The sequence below is a fragment of the Saccharopolyspora sp. NPDC045941 genome (genome assembly GCF_056431445.1).
Window position 1 is genome coordinate 54,692 of record NZ_JBWKKU010000018.1, and the last position, 17,247, is coordinate 71,938.

At 71.5% G+C, this 17,247-nt stretch carries 14 protein-coding genes; 8 read left to right on the forward strand and 6 right to left on the reverse strand.

Annotated features, from left to right (window positions below; genetic code table 11):
• Positions 1-92 precede the first annotated feature (92 nt).
• Both AC07FN_RS16885 and AC07FN_RS16890 read left to right on the forward strand, forming a co-directional pair.
• Positions 93-1,433, forward strand: coding sequence for a uracil-xanthine permease family protein (locus AC07FN_RS16885; RefSeq protein ID WP_478396440.1), 1,341 nt, complete (start codon positions 93-95; stop codon positions 1,431-1,433).
• Between the two features lie 76 nt (positions 1,434-1,509).
• On the forward strand, positions 1,510-1,890 hold the full coding sequence (locus AC07FN_RS16890; RefSeq protein ID WP_358575898.1) for a VOC family protein: 381 nt from the start codon (positions 1,510-1,512) through the stop codon (positions 1,888-1,890).
• A 21-nt stretch (positions 1,891-1,911) separates the two neighbouring features.
• Here the strand turns inward: AC07FN_RS16890 and AC07FN_RS16895 are convergent, their stop codons facing one another.
• Positions 1,912-2,589: a TetR/AcrR family transcriptional regulator gene (locus AC07FN_RS16895; protein ID WP_478396441.1), complete on the reverse strand. Its 678-nt coding sequence runs from the start codon at positions 2,587-2,589 to the stop codon at positions 1,912-1,914.
• Positions 2,590-2,728: 139 nt separating this feature from the next.
• On the opposite strand from AC07FN_RS16895, the gene AC07FN_RS16900 reads away from it, so the two are divergent.
• Complete coding sequence (locus AC07FN_RS16900) at positions 2,729-3,937, forward strand: cytochrome P450 (RefSeq protein ID WP_478396442.1); 1,209 nt, start codon at positions 2,729-2,731, stop codon at positions 3,935-3,937.
• Between the two features lie 11 nt (positions 3,938-3,948).
• The gene (locus AC07FN_RS16905; protein WP_358379066.1) at positions 3,949-4,158 is read left to right on the forward strand and encodes a ferredoxin; all 210 of its coding nucleotides are present in this window, start codon (positions 3,949-3,951) and stop codon (positions 4,156-4,158) included.
• Between the two features lie 130 nt (positions 4,159-4,288).
• Here AC07FN_RS16905 and AC07FN_RS16910 read toward each other — a convergent pair whose 3' ends face one another.
• Entirely contained in the window at positions 4,289-5,338 is a 1,050-nt protein-coding gene (locus AC07FN_RS16910) for an NAD(P)-binding domain-containing protein (RefSeq protein WP_478396510.1), read from the reverse strand.
• Positions 5,339-5,598: 260 nt separating this feature from the next.
• Between AC07FN_RS16910 and AC07FN_RS16915 the strand changes: the two genes are divergently transcribed.
• The 3 genes from AC07FN_RS16915 to AC07FN_RS16925 all read left to right on the forward strand — a co-directional run bounded on the left by AC07FN_RS16915 (position 5,599) and on the right by AC07FN_RS16925 (position 7,790).
• On the forward strand, positions 5,599-5,748 hold the full coding sequence (locus AC07FN_RS16915) for a hypothetical protein (protein ID WP_478396443.1): 150 nt from the start codon (positions 5,599-5,601) through the stop codon (positions 5,746-5,748).
• A 306-nt stretch (positions 5,749-6,054) separates the two neighbouring features.
• Positions 6,055-6,720: a class I SAM-dependent methyltransferase gene (locus AC07FN_RS16920; protein ID WP_478396444.1), complete on the forward strand. Its 666-nt coding sequence runs from the start codon at positions 6,055-6,057 to the stop codon at positions 6,718-6,720.
• A 380-nt stretch (positions 6,721-7,100) separates the two neighbouring features.
• Entirely contained in the window at positions 7,101-7,790 is a 690-nt protein-coding gene (locus tag AC07FN_RS16925; RefSeq protein WP_478396445.1) for a cysteine hydrolase family protein, read from the forward strand.
• Here the strand turns inward: AC07FN_RS16925 and AC07FN_RS16930 are convergent.
• On the reverse strand, positions 7,774-8,229 hold the full coding sequence (locus AC07FN_RS16930) for a MarR family winged helix-turn-helix transcriptional regulator (protein ID WP_478396446.1): 456 nt from the start codon (positions 8,227-8,229) through the stop codon (positions 7,774-7,776). The genes AC07FN_RS16925 and AC07FN_RS16930 overlap by 17 nt on opposite strands.
• A gap of 120 nt (positions 8,230-8,349) precedes the next feature.
• Positions 8,350-11,154: an aconitate hydratase AcnA gene (gene acnA / locus AC07FN_RS16935; RefSeq protein ID WP_478396447.1), complete on the reverse strand. Its 2,805-nt coding sequence runs from the start codon at positions 11,152-11,154 to the stop codon at positions 8,350-8,352.
• Between the two features lie 262 nt (positions 11,155-11,416).
• Here acnA and AC07FN_RS16940 point away from each other — a divergent pair, with 262 nt between their 5' ends.
• Positions 11,417-12,349: an EamA family transporter gene (locus tag AC07FN_RS16940; protein WP_478396448.1), complete on the forward strand. Its 933-nt coding sequence runs from the start codon at positions 11,417-11,419 to the stop codon at positions 12,347-12,349.
• Positions 12,350-12,504: 155 nt separating this feature from the next.
• On the opposite strand, the gene AC07FN_RS16945 is transcribed toward AC07FN_RS16940, so the two are convergent.
• Positions 12,505-16,815 (reverse strand): cation-translocating P-type ATPase, encoded by a 4,311-nt coding sequence (locus tag AC07FN_RS16945; RefSeq protein WP_478396449.1) that lies wholly within the window; start codon positions 16,813-16,815, stop codon positions 12,505-12,507.
• A 1-nt stretch (position 16,816) separates the two neighbouring features.
• Complete coding sequence (locus tag AC07FN_RS16950; RefSeq protein WP_478396450.1) at positions 16,817-17,176, reverse strand: hypothetical protein; 360 nt, start codon at positions 17,174-17,176, stop codon at positions 16,817-16,819.
• Between the last annotated feature and the right edge of the window lie 71 nt (positions 17,177-17,247).

Sequence of the window (17,247 nt, forward strand, 5' to 3'; positions counted from 1 at the left end):
GACCTGCGGCGGTGATCACACGGCCGCGGGTTTGTAGAGTTCCGCCGGAAAGTGGCAGCCCCGATCGGCGGGGTGGAACGAGGAGGGGCGCCATGCGGCAGGGACTCGGCGCGAAGCTGGGCGTCGGCTGGAAGCTGCACGGGGACGGCAGCACGCCGCGCCCCGGCGAGGCGGTGGCCCCGGACGAACGGCTTTCCTGGGGACGAACCATCGGGCTCGGCGCCCAGCACGTGGTGGCCATGTTCGGCGCCACCTTCGTCTTCCCGGTGCTGATGGGCCTGGACCCGAACCTGGCGATCATGGTCTCGGGCGTGGCGACCATCCTGTTCCTGCTCATCGTGCAGGGCAAGATCCCCAGCTACCTGGGCAGCAGCGCGTCCTTCGTGGGCGTCGTGACGGTGATCCGGGCCGGCGGCGGGGACAGCTCGACGGTCACCGGCGCGATCCTGGTGCTCGGCCTGGTGCTGTCCGCGGTCGGGGTGGTCATCCACTTCGTCGGCCCGCAGGTGGTGCACAAGGTGCTGCCGCCCGCGGTCTCCGGCGCGGTGGTGATGCTGATCGGCTTCAATCTCGCCCCGGTGGTCGCCGAGTCGTACTGGCCGCAGGACCAGTGGATCGCGCTGATCACCATGATGGTGGTGCTCGGCTGCAGCGTGCTGCTGCGCGGATTCTGGTCCCGCATCGCGGTGCTGATCGGGCTGGTCGCCGGCTACGTCCTGTCGTGGCTGTTCGACCTGGGCTTCGGCCCGATCACCGCGCCTAACGCCAGCGGCGAGGTCAGCACGCACCTCCGGCTCGACCTCAGCGGCGTCGCCGACGCCAGCTGGTTCGGCCTGCCGGCGCTGCACGCGCCGTCGTTCGACGCGGCGGCGATCCTCGTGGTGCTGCCCGTGGTGATCGCGCTGATCGCGGAGAACACCGGCCACGTCAAGGCCGTCGAGGAGATGACCGGCACCAAGCTGGACGGCAGCCTCGGGCGGGCCATCTTCGCCGACGGCTTCGCCAGCACCCTCTCCAGTGCGGTCGGCGGCCCGCCCACGACCACCTACGCCGAGAACATCGGAGTCATGGCCGCCACCCGGGTGTACTCCACGGCGGCCTACTGGGTGGCCGCGATCGTGGCGATCCTGTTCGGGTTGTGCCCCAAGTTCGGCGAGGTGATCGCTGCGACTCCCGGCGGCGTGCTCGGCGGCATCACCGTCGTGCTCTACGGCATGATCGGCCTGCTGGGCGCGAAGATCTGGACGGAGAACCGCGTCGACTTCGGCGACCCGGTCAACCTGATGCCGCTGGCAGCCGGGCTGGTGGCCGGCATCGGCGGCGTGTCGCTGCAGATCACGCCGCAGTTCAGCCTCAGCGGCATCGCGCTGGGCACCATCGTGACCCTGCTGGGCTACCACGTGCTGCGCTGGCTGGTGCCCGCCCGGGGATGACCGGTCTGATCGTCAGTGCGCCCGCAGCCGGCAGGTCGTAGGTTCGCAGACGACGACCGGCGTCGAGGAGGCCGCCATGCTGCGTCCCGTGCACTTCGAGATCCACGTGGGAGACGTGGATCGCGCCCGCGAGTTCTACTCGACCGTGTTCGGCTGGCGGTTCCAGCAGTGGGGCGACGAGCAGTACTGGCTGATCTTCACGGGCGAGGGGCCGGGCATCGACGGCGGTCTGCTGCCCCGCAAGGGCTCCGAGCCCTCCGACGAGACGCCGATCGCGGCGTTCGCGACGACCATGGAGGTGGCGGACGTCGACGCCATGCTGTCGATCGTGGAGTCCGCGGGCGGCCGGGTGGCGATGCCGCGGACCGCGCTGACCGGCATGGGCTGGGTGGCGTACTGCCGGGACACCGAGGGCAACATCTTCGGCATGTTCCAGGCCGACGACCTGGCGAGCTGACGGGGCGGCGAGCCGCGCCGGTCAGACGGTCTGCTCGTCGGCCGCTGCTGCCGCGTTGTGCCGAACCAGGGCGATGTCGGCGATGGTCACCGGCCTGCCGGGCAGCGGCGTGCCGGGGCGGGCCTGCAAGCCGTCGAGCATCAGCGTCAGGTAGCGGGCCGATGCGTCCTGGCGGATGTCGTCCGGGGCGATGTGCACGCCCTGGAGCACGATCGAAAGGATCATGCCGAGGTCGCCGCCGCTGACGTCCCGCCGCATCGAACCGTTCGCCTGCGCGGCGCGCACCATCCCGTCGAGGATCTCCAGCAGTTCTTCGCGCGCCTGCTCGACCTCCGGATCGGCGGCCAGGATCGCCCTGGCCCGCTGGGACAGCATCGAGAACCGGACGACCGTGCGCAGGTTGGCGGCGCGCAGCAGGAAGTAGCAGAGCGCGCGCCACGGGTCGGATTCGTGGTCGCCGATCGCCCGGGCCTCGTCCAGGACCTGCTGGAACGCGTCCCGGCCGATGGCGCCGAGCAGCGATTCGCGGTCCGGGAAGCGGCGGTACAGGGTGCCGATCCCGACACCGGCGGCGCGGGCGATCTCCTCCATCGGGACCTCGGTGCCCTGCTCGGTGAAGACGGCCCGCGCAGCAGTGATGATCCGGTCCCGGTTGCGGCGGGCGTCGGCCCGCAGCCGTGGCGTGGCGTCGGTCGTCATGGTCCTCACTCACGTGCTGTGCGTCGGGTGGGCGGATTGTCGCATGTTCCGGGCCGAAAGTAGGTGGACGAAATTCTTCCGTTTCGCTATAACCGGAAGAGCGTCATCCATTTGTTCGCTCGGTGATCAGGGAGTCACGATGTCCGAACATGCCGTTGACCCGGCGGCCTACCCGAAAGCCCGCACCTGCCCGTTCGCGTCCGCACCCGAGTACGCCGAACTGCGCGCCGAAGCACCGATCGCCAAGGTCCCGATGGCGGGCGGCGGCACCGCCTGGCTGGTGACCCGGCACGAACACGTCCGCCAGGTGCTCGGCGATCCGCGGATGAGCTCCGACCGGCGCCGCCCCGGATTCCCGCAGCTCTCGGTCGGCCAGCGGGCCACCGTCGGCACGGTGGCCCCGTCGATGATCGGGATGGACGGGGAAGAGCACGCCGCCACCCGCCGCTCGGTGCTCGGTGAGTTCACCGTGCGGCGGATCGAGGCGCTGCGACCGCGCATCCAGCAGATCGTCGACGACTGCATCGACGAGATGCTCGCCGCGCCCCGCCCGGTCGACCTGGTGCGGGCGCTGTCGCTGCCGGTGCCGTCGCTGGTCATCTGCGAGCTGCTGGGCGTGCCCTACACCGACCACGACTTCTTCCAGGAGCGCACCAGCAAGATCCTGCGCAAGACCACCCCCGTCGAGCAGCGCATCGCCGCGGTCGAGGAGATCCAGGCGTACCTGGACGAGCTGGTGACGGCCAAGGAGCAGGAGGTCACCGACGACCTGCTCGGCAGGCAGATCCGCAAGCAGCGCGAAGCCGGCGAGGCCGACCACGAGGCGCTCGTGCGGATGGCGCTCCTGCTCCTGATCGCCGGGCACGAGACGACCGCGAACATGATCTCGCTGGGCACCCTGGCGCTGCTGGAGAACCCCGACCAGCTGGCGGAGATCGTCGCCGACCCGGCCAAGACCCCGGCCGCCGTCGAGGAGCTGCTGCGCTACTTCACCATCGTCGAGGCGGCGACCTCGCGCACCGTGATGGAGGACGTCGAGATCGGCGGCGTGCTGATCCCGGAGGGGGAGGGCGTCGTCGCGCTGGGCAGCTCGGCCAACCGCGACCCCGAGGCCTTCGACCGGCCCGACGAGCTGGACCTCGCCCGCAACGCCCGCGGGCACGTCGCGTTCGGCTTCGGCCCGCACCAGTGCCTGGGGCAGAACCTGGCGCGGCTGGAGCTGCAGATCGTCTTCGACACGCTGTTCCGGCGGCTGCCCGGGCTGCGGCTGGCCGTCGCCGTGGACGACCTCCCGTTCAAGTCCGACGCGAACATCTACGGGATCTACGAGATGCCCGTGACCTGGTGAGAGGAGTGATCATGCGGATCGAGGCGGACCTGGACCGCTGCGTCGGGGCGGGCCAGTGCGTGCTGACCGAACCGGCGCTGTTCGACCAGAACGACGAGGACGGCCGGGTGGTGCTGCTGGCGGCCGAGGTGGACGACGGTGACGCAGGCCTGGTCGCGGCGGCCCGGGAGGCGGTGCACGTCTGCCCGTCGGGCGCGCTGTCGCTGACCGGCGACCGGTAGTCGCGACGTGAAGCGGCGCCACCTCCCCCTCTCCTGGAGATGGCGCCGCCGGCGTGGTTGAGCCGCCACAGCGCAGCTTGCTGGCTGTGGCGCTCCGGTTACAGGGCATTAGGTCCCTGGACAGGACCGATTAAGGTTTTCTTGATCTTTCCCGCACGAACTCGGTGATTTCCCGGGCGGCCGCGCGGCCGGCGCGGTTGGCCCCGATGGTGCTGGCCGACGGCCCGTAACCGACGAGGTGCAGCCGGGGCTCGGCGACCGCGCGGGTCCCGGCGATCCGGATGCCGCCGCCCGGTTCGCGCAGGTGCAGCGGCGCGAGGTGGGCGATGACCGGCCGGAAGCCGGTGGCCCAGAGGATCACGTCCGCGCGCCGTGAGCGCCCGTCGGCCCATTCGACACCGTCGGCGGTGATCCGCTCGAACATCGGCAGCGGGTTCAGCACGCCCCGCTCGCGCGCGGCCTGCACGGCCGGGGTGTTCGGGAGCCCGGTCGCGCTGACGACGCTGCCCGGCGGCAGGCCGAGCCGGACGCGGCGCTCGACCTCGGCGACCGCGGCCCGCCCGTCGACCGGCGTGAACTCGGCGTCGGTGAACTCCGGCGGCCGCCGGGTCACCCAGGTCGTCTCGGCGACGTCGGCGATCTCCAGCAGGTGTTCCACCGCGGAGATCCCGCCGCCGACCACGATCACGCGCCGGCCGCGGAACTCCTCGGGGCCGCGGTAGTCGGCGGTGTGCAGCTGGCGGCCGCCGAACGAGCTCTGCCCGGGGTAGTGCGGCCAGAACGGGTTCTCCCAGGTTCCGGTGGCGTTGAGGACCGCTCGGGCGGCCCAGGTCCCCGCCGAGCTGTCCACCAGCAGCCGCTCGCCGCCGTCGCGCACCGCGTCGACCTTCACCGGCCGCAGCACCGGGAGTTCCTGCTCGTACTCGTACGTCCCGAAGTACTCCGGGACGACTTCGGCGGCGGGGCGGGCACCATCGGTTTCGCGCAGCGGGCTGCCCGGCAGGTCGTGGATGCCGTGCACGCCGCCTAGGCGCAGCGACGGCCAGCGGTGCCGCCACGCGCCGCCGGGTCCGTCGCCGTGGTCGAGCACCACGTGGTCGATGCCGGCTCGCTGCAGGTGGTACGAGCCGGTCAGGCCCGCCTGGCCGGCCCCGATCACCACGACGTCGATGTCCTCCACACCCACCAGAACAGCCGCCGCGGCGGAATCTTCCCGTGCGTGAGGTGGTCTGTGCCACTGCCTGCGGAGTTGTTCCGATAGGCCAAGAGAGTGCGACGCAAGACACCCGTGGGGTGGCTTTAATTCCACCGAATCAACGCCCTACGATTGATTCCGTAAGCGGTGGTTCCCCAAACCTTCTTCCGTTCGTCCTGCCCTTTGCCGGGCGGTGCCTCGCGCGCGTGCGGAAGACGGGGAGGTTTGCAGAAGGGAGGCAAGAAGTGACAACGGTGTGGGTGGCCCTGGCGGCCGAGTCGGTTGTGCTGCTGGCGGTGGCGGGAGCGATGACCAAGTGGGCGTGGCGGCTTCAGCCGGGCACCCCGGACCAGGCGATCGAGCCCGTCGGCCCCGTGGCCGAGCGCATCGCCTGAGCAAGCGCGCAGCGGGTTCGCTCCCCTCGGTGGGAACGGGCCCGCATACCTCGGACCGGCCACGGCGGCGAATCCAATCGTCGCCCGGCCGGTTTTCGTTACCCAATTCCGGGTGCATTTTCGGATTGACCGCATCACGTTCATTCCGCGTTTAATCGGCACCGGTTGTTTGCAAAGGTAACTAGCGTCGCGGGTGCACCGGCGCGCGATGATCGGCATGTGATGCCGCACATGCGGGGCGCGGCGGGTGCGGCGACCGATAGGGTGAGCCGAACGAGGTCAGCACGCCGATCGGGAAGGGCATCCGTGAGTCCAGTCGAACAGTCCAGCGGTCCACAGCCGGGTGGTCCGGTGCTGCCCCGTTCGGGCTCCGGATCGGTGCTGGCCAACTACCGGACGTTCATCGAACGCGCGGTCCGCAAGCCGAACCTGGTCGGCGCGGTCGCGCCCAGCTCGCCGAACCTGGCCCGCGAGATGGCGGCCGTGGTGCCGACTTCTGGCAGCCCGGTGGTCGTGGAGCTCGGGCCCGGCACCGGGGCGCTCAGCGGCGCGATCGCCGAGCGGTTGCCCGCGGGCGGCCGGCAGGTGGCGATCGAGCTGGACGCCGGGATGGTCGAGTACCTGGGCACCGAACTGCCGTGGCTGGAGGTCATCCAGGGCGACGCGGCGCGGCTGGGCGAGCTGCTCGCCGACGCGGGCATCGACAAGGTGGACGCGGTGGTCAGTGGCCTGCCGTGGTCGATCTTCCCGGCGAAGCTGCAGCACGAAATCCTGGGCCAGGTCGGCGCGGTTCTCGCGCCCGGCGGCGCCTTCACGACTTTCGCCTACGTGCACGCCCTGGGCATGGCCGGTGCGCAGCAGTTCCGCCGCCGCCTGGACCTGAGCTTCGACGAGGTGCTGACCTCGCGCACGGTGTGGCGCAACGTCCCGCCGGCCCGCATCTACGTCTGCCGCCGCCCCCGCCAACTCTGAGCACCAAGGCCGTGCCGGACGGCCGCCGATAGGGGCGTGGTCCGGCACGGCGCGGCCGACGTGGCACCGGAAGGCTGGCCGCGTCGGCGGCGGGTACCGGCGATTCGATTGCGCTTGCCCGCCGGCCTGCTGTGGAGTCGCGGCCGTCTGGCGACGGAATTCTTAATGATGGCAACGGAATCCTCGTGCGCGAGGTGAACTCGGCGACCCAGCCCGCGCCGGCTGCTGGAGGCGCCGAGATCCGTGCTGCGGGTAGCGCGGTGAACGGTCCGTTCGCTTCGTGCCCGCTGTGATCGCCTGCCGGACTGATGGCGCGGGGCCGATCGCTGGGCTATATTTAGTCACTGATCTTGACTATCAATTTCGGTGACGGAGTTTTGATGTGGTTTTCCCTGGGCGCCGGTCCGGCGTCGGTTGAGCTGGAGACCGGTAGTTGTGCGGTCCTGGTGATCGACATGCAGAACGACTTCGCGGCACCCGGCGGCATGGTCGACCGGGCGGGGCTGGACATCGGTCCGGTCCGGGACACCATCGAGCCGATTGCCCGGGTCACCGCCGCCGCGCAGGCCGCCTCGATGCCGGTCGTCTACCTGCAGCACGGCTACCGGCCCGACCTGTCGGACCTCGGGGCACCGGGGTCGAAGAACCGGCTCATCCACGAGGCGGTCGGCGTGGGCGATCGGATCGCGACGCCGACCGGTGGGGAAGGGCGGGCGCTGGTGCTGGGCACCTGGAACACCGAGATCCTGCCGGAACTCGCGCCCGGGCCGGACGACCTGGTGCTGCCGAAGAACCGCTACAGCGGCTTCTACGACACCGATCTGGACGCGACCCTGCGGCGGCTCGGAACCACGTCGCTGATCGTCACCGGCTGCACGACCAGCGTCTGCGTGGAGTCGACGATCCGGGACGCGTTCTTCCGGGACTACCTGCCGGTGCTGCTCGCGGACTGCACCAGCGAGCCGCTGGGCCGGGCCAACCACGAGGCGTCGCTGGCGGTCATCGAGCACAACCTGGGCTGGGTGTCGGACTCGAAGTCCTTGCTCGCCGCCCTCACGCCCGTTCCGTGATGGCCCGCAGGGACTCCTTGAACTCGCGGTAGCGGGGCTCGGTGATCGCTTCGGCGTGGCGCCGCTCGATCGCGGCGATGATCCGGTCCGCGGCGCTCTGCTCGGCCAGCCCGCGTTCGGTCGGCACCACCAGCTTCGCCCGCCGGTCGTCGGGGTCCGGCTTGCGTTCGACGTAGCCGAGCGCTTCCAGTTCGTCGACGATGGTGCCGATCACCTGCTTGTGCTGCCCCGAGAGCTGCGCCAGCTCGCTCGCGCGAACGCCGGCCGCGTCGAGGTAGGCCAGCACGGCGCCGTGGCGCGGGGTGAGATCGGCGAATCCCCGCTCGGCCAGCGCGTCGAACAGTTCCCGTTGCAGGGCGAGCAGCAGCCTCGCGCTCAGGGCCGCCAGATCGGGATCCGACGCCATCCGCTCGGCCCGCCGGTTGCGCTGCACTGCCACCTCGCCAGCCGTCGTCTGTCAGGTCGCCCGCCAGTTTACGGGGCGCCCCAACGGGAACGGGCCCGGTGCGCTTGTGGCGCACCGGGCCCGTTCGGTAGTGCCCGCCGGATCGGCAGGGGATCAGGAGCGGATCATCTTGCGCAGCACGTACTGCAGGATGCCGCCGTTGCGGTAGTAGTCCGCCTCACCGGGGGTGTCGATGCGGACCTTGGCGTCGAACTCCACGGTGGAGCCGTCCGTCTTGGTCGCTGTCACCTTCACCGTCTGCGGCGTCTCGCCCTCGTTGAGCTTGGTGATGCCCGCGAAGTCGAAGGTCTCCGTGCCGTCCAGGCCCAGCGACTTGGCCGACTGGCCCTCCGGGAACTGCAGCGGGATGACGCCCATGCCGATCAGGTTCGAGCGGTGGATGCGCTCGAAGGACTCGGCGATGACGGCGCGGACGCCCAGCAGCCGGGTGCCCTTGGCCGCCCAGTCGCGCGACGAACCGGAGCCGTACTCCTTGCCGCCGAGCACCACCAGCGGGATGTCCTGGGCGGCGTAGTTCTGCGCGGCGTCGTAGATGAACGCCTGCGGGGCGCCGTCCTGGGTGAAGTCCCGGGTGTAGCCGCCCTGCACGTCGTCCAGGAGCAGGTTGCGCAGCCGGATGTTGGCGAAGGTGCCCCGGATCATCACCTCGTGGTTGCCGCGGCGGGAACCGTAGGAGTTGAAGTCCTTGCGGTCGATGCCGTGGTCGGTGAGGTACTTGCCCGCGGGCGAGTCCGGCTTGATCGCACCGGCCGGCGAGATGTGGTCGGTGGTGACCGAGTCGCCGAGCAGCGCGAGCACGCGGGCACCGGAGACGTCGGTGACCGGCGCCGGCTCCATCGCCATGCCCTCGAAGTACGGGGGCTTGCGCACGTAGGTGGAGTCCGCGGCCCACTCGAAGGTCTGACCCTCCGGGGTGGGCAGCGACCGCCAGCGCTCGTCACCCTTGAAGACGTCCTCGTAGGACTTGGTGAACATCTCGTTGGTGATCGCCGAGTCGATGGTGTCCTGGACCTCCTGCGGCGACGGCCAGAGGTCGCGCAGGAAGACCGGCTTGCCCTCGGTGTCGTTGCCCAGCGGGTCGTTCTCGAAGTCGAAGTCCATCGAGCCCGCGAGCGCGTAGGCGATGACCAGCGGCGGCGAGGCCAGGTAGTTCATCTTGACGTCGGGGTTGATCCGGCCCTCGAAGTTCCGGTTGCCCGACAGGACCGAGACGACCGACAGGTCGTTGTCCTGCACGGCGGCGGAGATCTCCTCCGGCAGCGGGCCGGAGTTGCCGATGCAGGTGGTGCAGCCGTAGCCGACCAGGTGGAAGCCGAGCTTCTCCAGGTACGGCCAGAGCCCGGCCTTCTCGTAGTAGTCGGTGACGACCTGCGAACCCGGGGCCATCGAGGTCTTCACCCACGGCTTGCGGGTCAGGCCCTTGTCCACGGCGTTGCGGGCCAGCAGCGCCGCGCCCAGCATCACCGACGGGTTGGAAGTGTTGGTGCACGAGGTGATCGAGGCGATCACCACGGCGCCGTGGTCCAGCTCGAACTCGCCGAGCTCGTCGGAGGACACCGTGACCGGCTTGGAGATCCGGCCGTGGGAGCCGTTGGCGGCCGAGACGGCGGCCGGCGCGGACTCGTGGTGGGTGACCGCCGGGGCGTCGCTGGCGGGGAAGGACTCCTCGCCGGCCTCGTCCACGGCCCGGTCGTCGGCGGTCTCGACCTTGGCGTAGTCGGTCAGCGCGGTGCGGAACGACTGCTTGGCCTCGGACACCACGATCCGGTCCTGCGGGCGCTTCGGGCCGGCGATGGACGGGACCACAGTGGACAGGTCGAGTTCCAGGTACTCGGAGAACTCCGGCTCGTGGCTCGGGTCGTGCCAGAGGCCCTGCTCCTTGGCGTAGGCCTCGACCAGGGCGACCTGCTCGGCGGAGCGGCCGGTGAGCTTGAGGTAGCGGACGGTCTCCTCGTCGATCGGGAAGATCGCCGCGGTGGAGCCGAACTCCGGGCTCATGTTGCCGATGGTGGCGCGGTTGGCCAGCGGCACCGAGGCCACGCCGGAGCCGTAGAACTCGACGAACTTGCCGACGACGCCGTGCTTGCGCAGCATCTCGGTGATCGTCAGCACCACGTCGGTGGCGGTGGCGCCGGCCGGGATCTCGCCGGTGAGCTTGAAGCCGACCACGCGCGGGATGAGCATCGACACCGGCTGGCCGAGCATCGCGGCCTCGGCCTCGATGCCGCCGACGCCCCAGCCCAGCACGCCCAGGCCGTTGACCATGGTGGTGTGCGAGTCGGTGCCGACGCAGCTGTCCGGGTAGGCCTGGCCGTTGCGGGACATCACGGTGCGGGCCAGGTGCTCGATGTTGACCTGGTGCACGATGCCGGTGCCCGGCGGGACGACCTTGAACTCGTCGAAGGCGCCCTGGCCCCAGCGCAGGAACTGGTAGCGCTCCTTGTTGCGGCCGTACTCGAACTCGACGTTGCGCTCGAAGGCGTCCGGCTTGCCGAACACGTCGATGATCACGGAGTGGTCGATCACCAGCTCGGCCGGGGCCAGCGGGTTGACCTTGGCGGTGTCGCCGCCGAGGTCGGCCACCGCCTCGCGCATGGTGGCCAGGTCGACCACGCAGGGCACGCCGGTGAAGTCCTGCATGATCACGCGGGCCGGCGTGAACTGGATCTCGGTGGCCGGCTCGGCCTTGGCGTCCCAGTTGGCGAGGGCCCGCACGTGGTCGGCGGTGATGTTCGCGCCGTCCTCGGTGCGAAGCAGGTTTTCCAGGAGGATCTTGAGGCTGTAGGGCAGCCGCTGCGCGCCGTCGACCGCGCTGAGCCGGAACACCTCGTAAGAGGCGTCACCGACGTTCAGCGTGCCGCGGGCGCCGAAGCTGTCCTTGCTCGCAGGTGCAGTCACGTTCAACTCCATCTCGCGACGGGCGCAAGTTCGGGAACGATTGCGAGTCTCGCGCACGTCGAGCGAGCATGCGCGGGGACCCGCTCTCTTCGCTGCTAACAGTACGCTTGTCCTGTATTCGGCCTCAACTAAGGGTCGGCAAACTCTCGATCACATGTACCGCGGCGTGCAAAACCGCCGTTTTTCCGGACTTCCCAGAGATTGGGACGGAGGTACCGAAAGCCGTTGCGGGGGCGTCGGAGGGGCGTGCTTCGATTGGCGCATGCGCAATCTGACCGACAACGCGAAGTCCGCCGGTGTGGCGGTCGCGATCGTCTCCGCGTTCTGCTTCGGCGGTTCCGGGCCGTTCGCCAAGCCGCTGATCACCGCGGGGTTCACCCCGCTGCAGGTGGCTTGGCTGCGGTTGGCCGGCGGCGCGCTGCTGATGCTGCCGTTCGTGATCCGCTACGCGCCCGCGGTGCGCCGGGCGCCGAAGCTGCTGGCCGGGTACGGGTTGTTCGCCATCGCCGGGGTGCAGGTCTTCTACTTCGCCTCGATCGCCCGGGTGCCGGTCGGGGTCGCGCTGCTGATCGAGTTCCTCGGCCCGGTGATGGTGCTGGGCTGGATCCGGTTCGTCCGCCGGAAGCCGGTGACCCGCTCGGCGGCCATCGGCGTGGCGATCGCGATGGTCGGCCTGGCCTGCGTGGTGGAGCTGTGGTCCGGGCTGAGCTTCGACCCGGTCGGCCTGCTGCTGGCGCTGGGCGCGGCGGGCTGCCAGGCCACCTACTTCCTGCTGTCCGACAGCGGGCCGGAGGTCAACCCGTTCGCCCTCGCCGGCTTCGGGCTGCTGCTCGGCGCCGCGGTCGTCACGCTGCTCGCGCAGCCGTGGGAGCTGGACTGGGCGCTGCTGCTCGGGCAGGTCGAGCTGGCCGGATACCAGTTCCCGGCGCTGTTCGCGGTCGGCTGGATTGTCGTGCTGAGCACGGTCCTGGCGTACCTGACCGGGATCGTCGCGGTGCGCCGCCTCTCGCCGCAGGTGGCCGGGGCGGTCGCGTTCCTGGAACCGGTGGTCGCCACGGTGCTGGCGTGGGCACTGCTGGCCGAGGCGCTGGGCCCGATCCAGCTGGTCGGCGGGGGGCTGATCCTCGTCGGCGCCTTCGTCGCGCAGCGCGCGGCACCGGCGAAGACCCAGTCCGCCGAGCTGGCCGGGGTGTAGGTCAGGCGGTGCGGAGGGTGGTCTTCACCAAGTGGACCACGAGGGCCTCGACCAGGGCGACGGCGACGGCGGTCAGGACGGTGGTGAGGAGCTGCATCACGGCTGCTTTCTGCGGGCTGGCTTGCCGGGTACGCCCCGACGGTGCGCTGATCCGGTTAGGGCTCGGTGGGCGCCAGGTGACCGGCGGGTGAACCGGACCGGAAGACTGCAGGCCGCCGGTTGGGCAGCAGCGAGACCGCGAGCGCCGCGGCGACGGAGGTGCCCAGCGCGATGCCCCACTGGTGCGGCAGCAGCGGGCTGCTGCCGAAGAACTGGCTGATGCCCGGGGTCTGCACCAGCACGGCCAGGATCAGCATCGAACCGGCTCCGGCGGCGAGCACCAGCGGCGTCCGGCCGCGAACCGCCAGGGTCTGCGCCATCTGCGCGGACACCAGCGCCACCAGGCCGGTGGTGCGGGCTTGGGCGACGGTGGACAGCGGCCGGGCCAGCAGCCAGGCGAGCCCGGCGGCGCCGGCGGTGGCCGTGGCGCGAACGTAGACGTCGCGCGCCAGCGCCGCGCCCAGCGACGCCTCCGGGCCTTCGGCCAGCAGCTTCTCCGGGGTCGCATGCGGCGGCGGGCGCACCGCGATCGCGATGGCCGGGAGGATGTCGGTGAGGAGGTTGACCATCAGCAGCTGCCGCGCGTTGAGGCCGGCGCCGCGGCCGAGCAGGCCGGTCCCCAGCGCGTAGCCGATCTCGCCCAGGTTCCCGCCGAGCATGATCGACAGCGCGTCGCGCACCGACATCCACATGCCGCGACCCTCGACGATGCCGTCGGTGAGGGTCTCGATCCGGTCGTCGGCGACGACCAGGTCGGCCGCCTCCCGCGCGGCGGGGGTGGCGCGCGAGCCGAAGGCGATGCCGACGTGCGCAAGCCCGATCGCGGGCGCGTCGTTGGCCCCGTCCCCAGTCATGGCCACCACCCGGCCACCGGCCTGCAGCCGCTGCACGATCCGCGCCTTCTGCGCCGGGCTCACCCGCGCGAACACCGAGACCTTCGGCAGTTCGCCGGCCAGCTGTTCGTCGTCGAGCGAGTCGAGCTCGGCGCCGGTGAGCACCCGCTTGTCGTCGAGCATGTCCAGTTCGGCGGCGATGGCCTCGGCGGTGCTGGGGTGGTCGCCGGTGATCATGATGGCGTTGACGCCGGAGCGGCGCAGCCGGGCGACCGCGTCGGCGGCGGTGGGGTGCACCGGGTCGGCGAGGCCGAGCAGCCCGACGAACTCCAAACCGTCCACATCGGACTCGGTGAGTTCGGTGCCCGCCGGTGCCGGGCGTTCGGCGACCGCGAGCAGCCGGAAACCGCGCAGCGCCAGCCGCTCGATCTCGGCGTCCAGTTCGGCGCGGGTCTCCGGGCGCGGGAACGTGCAGCGGTCGAGGACGACCTCGGGTGCGCCCTTGACTGAGAGCACTCCGAAGGTGAGTACGGCGTGGAACCCCCGGGAGGGCTCGAAGGGCAGCTCGGCCACCGGGTCCGGCGCCGGTTCGAGACCCAGCGCGGCGGCGCCGTCGAGCACGGCCTGATCGGTGAGGTGCGGCAGCGGCCGGCCGTCCGGTCGCGGGCTGGCCCGCACGGCGGCCGCCACGATCTCCAGGTGGGCGGCGTCCAGGTCCGAAGTGGACTGGCCGGTGGTGCCGTCGGAGACCTGGCGGAGCGTGATCCGGCCCTGGGTGAGGGTGCCGGTCTTGTCGAAGCACAGCGCGTCCACCCGGCCCAGCGCCTCGATGGTCGCCGGGGCCCGGACCAGCACGCCGCGCCGGGAAAGCCGTCGCGCGGCGGCGAGTTCGGCGAGCGTGGCCACGAACGGCAGTCCTTCCGGGACGGCGGCGACGGCCAGGCCGACCGAGCGGGCCACGGTCTGTCCGAACGGGACGCGCCGCACCAGGTCGACCACCATCAGCACCGCCCCGGCGCCCACGGAAAGCGGCAGCACCTGCTTCGTCAGCCGGCTCAACCGCGCCTCCACACCGCCGGTCGCGCTCGGCGCGGTGATGCCCTGCGTGGTTCGCCCGAGTTCGGTGCGCGCACCGGTGGCCACCACGATGGCCGTGCCGGAACCGCTCGCCACGTAGGTGCCCCGGTACAGCATGCAGGTGCGGTCCGCGACCACCGGCGCGGTCGTGGCGGCGATTTCCTTCGGTGTCAACTGGGATTCGCCGGTCAGGCTGGACTCGTCGACCTCCAGGCCGTCCACCCGCAGGAGCCGGCAGTCGGCCGGCACCCCGTCACCGGCGCGGACCTCGACGACATCGCCGGGCACCAGCCGGTCCGCGGGCACGACCTCGGTGCCGCCGTCGCGGCGCCGCCGGGCGGGCAGCTGCCCCTCGTCGAGCAGCCTGGTCAGCTCGCGATCGGTGGCCACCCGCTGCACGCCGTCGACGAGCGCGCTGGCCACCAGCACACCGGCGATCAGCACCGAGTCGAGCACCGAACCCAGGCCCGCGGAGATCAGCGCCCCGACCCCGAGCACGGGCGTGATCGGATTGACCAGGCCTTCCAGCGTCGCCCCGGCCACGCTCAGCCGCGCTCGACCGGCGTCTCGCGGGCGAGGCCTGGCCACGGGCGCGGTCCGGCCGCGTTCGGTGCTGCCGAACGCGGCGAGGACGGCCGATGGCGACATGGCGTGCCACGGCGTGCGTTCCTCGGGCACCGGGGGAGCGCGGTTCCCCGCCCGCATACCCGCCCACACGCCGGTGATCAGTGCCGACACCGTGGCGGCGTGCACCGGCAGCGCCGCGCGCAGCGGTGCGCCGCCGGCGGGCCCCAAAGCCGCGAAAACCGCGCCCAGGCACGCTCCGGCGACCGACAGCAGCGCGGCGTGGCGGCTGGCGGTGCGCGCGTTCCCGGCCGACTGCAGGAGCAGGTGGACCAGATCAGCGTTGGGGCACAGCAGATCCGCGCCCCACGGATCGGTGTCCTGTTCGGACAGTCCGATGCCGACGTCCGCGGCGGCCAGCGCGGCGTGGGCGTGCCTGGACACCACGACCACCACCGCGCCGTCGTCCTGCAGTTCGCGGACCGCCTGCGGCAGGCGGTTCCCGCCGGGGACGATCCGGTCCACCGGAAGTCGCTCGTCGAGGTGCGTTCCGGCGCCCGCGACCACGATCGTCCCCGTCGTGCGGGCCGCCGCGACCAGCGCGTCCGCCAACGGATCGAGTTCGTCGACGACGGTCACCACCGCCACCGGGCTCGACCGGTGGCTGAGCACGAGCACGGTCTGCCCGGCCGTTGCGCTCGCCAACTCGCGGGTGTCTTCGCCGGGCTGCGCGATCGACCAGTCGCCGCGGGTCTGTGGCGTGGCAGGGGCGTCGAGGTCGACGAGCTCGCAAGCGCGGGTGAACAGCTGTGCGGCTTCGGAGTTGTCGACTTCGCCGAGCGGCGCTACCGAATCCACGGCACGGCGCCCGGTGAGCAGCACGGACGCGTCGAACACGACAGTGTCGGCGCGGTCCAGCCGCCGCATCGCATCCGGCCGCAGCACGAGCCCGCCCCGCCCGGAGATCATGGTGGTCAGCTGCGCGGCGAAGGCCTCCCGGCCCGCCTTGGACGCGCGCGGCACCCCGGCCACCAACGTCGCGAGCGCGCGCTGCGGACTCCGGGTAGCGGCGAGCACGGCACCGTACCCGGCGAGGGCGAGCCCACCGGAGGTGCTCGCGACCCGCTCGACCGGGCCGTCCGGCAGCGCACGCGGACGCGCCTCCGCATGCACCGGATCGCAACGGTGCGTGGCGGTCTCCTCCCACCGCAACCAGGCCTGGTGGCGCGCGATCGCCTCGCGGGAGGCGAGGAACCGGTTGCCGAGATCGGCCAGCACAGCCACCGGATGCCCGGCCAGCCCTTGCGAGACCGCCCCGCCCAGGGCCAGCGCCGTGTCGGCGGTCGCGCGCCCGAGCTTGTCCTCCAGCCCGGACCGCAGCCACGGCACGGAATCCACGAGGGAGACCACGGCGGGCACCAGCGGCGACACCGCGCGCACCGGCAGCAGGGCGCCGACCGTCGCGTAGCCCAGCCCGAACAAGCTCACCGTCAGCGCGCCCACATCGCGCAGCAACGCATCCGCGTTGCCAGGATGCGCCGAGCTCGACGGCGCCGTTCCGGCGTCGGTGAGACCGTGCTCGGCCTCCACCTCGGCGATCACGCGTGACAGCACCGCAACCCCGAGCTCGGCCGGATCGTGGCCGATCACGACCCGCCCCAGCACCGCGTTGACCTCGGCGCTGCGGACCCCGTCGACCGCCAGCAGCCGCTGTTCGAGATCGCGGGCCGCGTCCTCGGTGCCGGGACGGTGCATGCCCCGGACTTCCAGGTGGCTTCGCCGGCGCCCCGTCCACACCCGCCGATCGGCCGGGGCCGAGGCGGCCGTGCGCACCGCGTGCCGGATCGGGGACGCGACCTCGGCGACCTTCGCCAGCAACCAGCCCAGTGGCATGTCAGCGCTTCTTGGTCCCCTGCTGGTGGATCGTGCGCTGCATCATGGCGTTGCCGACGCCGATGGCGAGCGCGACCGGCCACTCGATCACGCTGAGGGCGGCGCAAGCGGCGAGCCCGCCGTAGAACAGCGCCTGGTCAGCGGATGGGAGCTGGCCGCGCACCGCCTCGGCCGCGGAGGTAATGTTCTCGCGGTTGGGCAGCGGCACCTGGTAGTCGTGCATCTCCGCACTGAGCCGCGGCAGCGGGATCGTCATGCTGGCGCTGGGCTTCCTGGCCCGGGTCGGGTTGGCCGTGCTCGTCGACCGGGCGTGGTGCGTCCGGTGCGAGGTCTGGTGTTCTGCGTTCGTCGCGGTAGCCATCTAGACCGCTTCCTTCCCGTCCCCCGGCCGCACCCGGCGACCGCCTCCCGGTGATCCAATGGGAATACCCG

Coding starts and splice junctions, on each gene's coding strand:
- AC07FN_RS16895 (WP_478396441.1), bottom strand. CDS start 2,589: ATGACGACCGACGCCACGCCACGGCTGCGGGCCGACGCCCGCCGCAAC.
- AC07FN_RS16950 (WP_478396450.1), bottom strand. CDS start 17,176: ATGGCTACCGCGACGAACGCAGAACACCAGACCTCGCACCGGACGCAC.
- AC07FN_RS16890 (WP_358575898.1), top strand. CDS start 1,510: ATGCTGCGTCCCGTGCACTTCGAGATCCACGTGGGAGACGTGGATCGC.
- AC07FN_RS16885 (WP_478396440.1), top strand. CDS start 93: ATGCGGCAGGGACTCGGCGCGAAGCTGGGCGTCGGCTGGAAGCTGCAC.
- AC07FN_RS16905 (WP_358379066.1), top strand. CDS start 3,949: ATGCGGATCGAGGCGGACCTGGACCGCTGCGTCGGGGCGGGCCAGTGC.
- AC07FN_RS16900 (WP_478396442.1), top strand. CDS start 2,729: ATGTCCGAACATGCCGTTGACCCGGCGGCCTACCCGAAAGCCCGCACC.
- AC07FN_RS16940 (WP_478396448.1), top strand. CDS start 11,417: ATGCGCAATCTGACCGACAACGCGAAGTCCGCCGGTGTGGCGGTCGCG.
- AC07FN_RS16945 (WP_478396449.1), bottom strand. CDS start 16,815: ATGCCACTGGGCTGGTTGCTGGCGAAGGTCGCCGAGGTCGCGTCCCCG.
- AC07FN_RS16925 (WP_478396445.1), top strand. CDS start 7,101: ATGTGGTTTTCCCTGGGCGCCGGTCCGGCGTCGGTTGAGCTGGAGACC.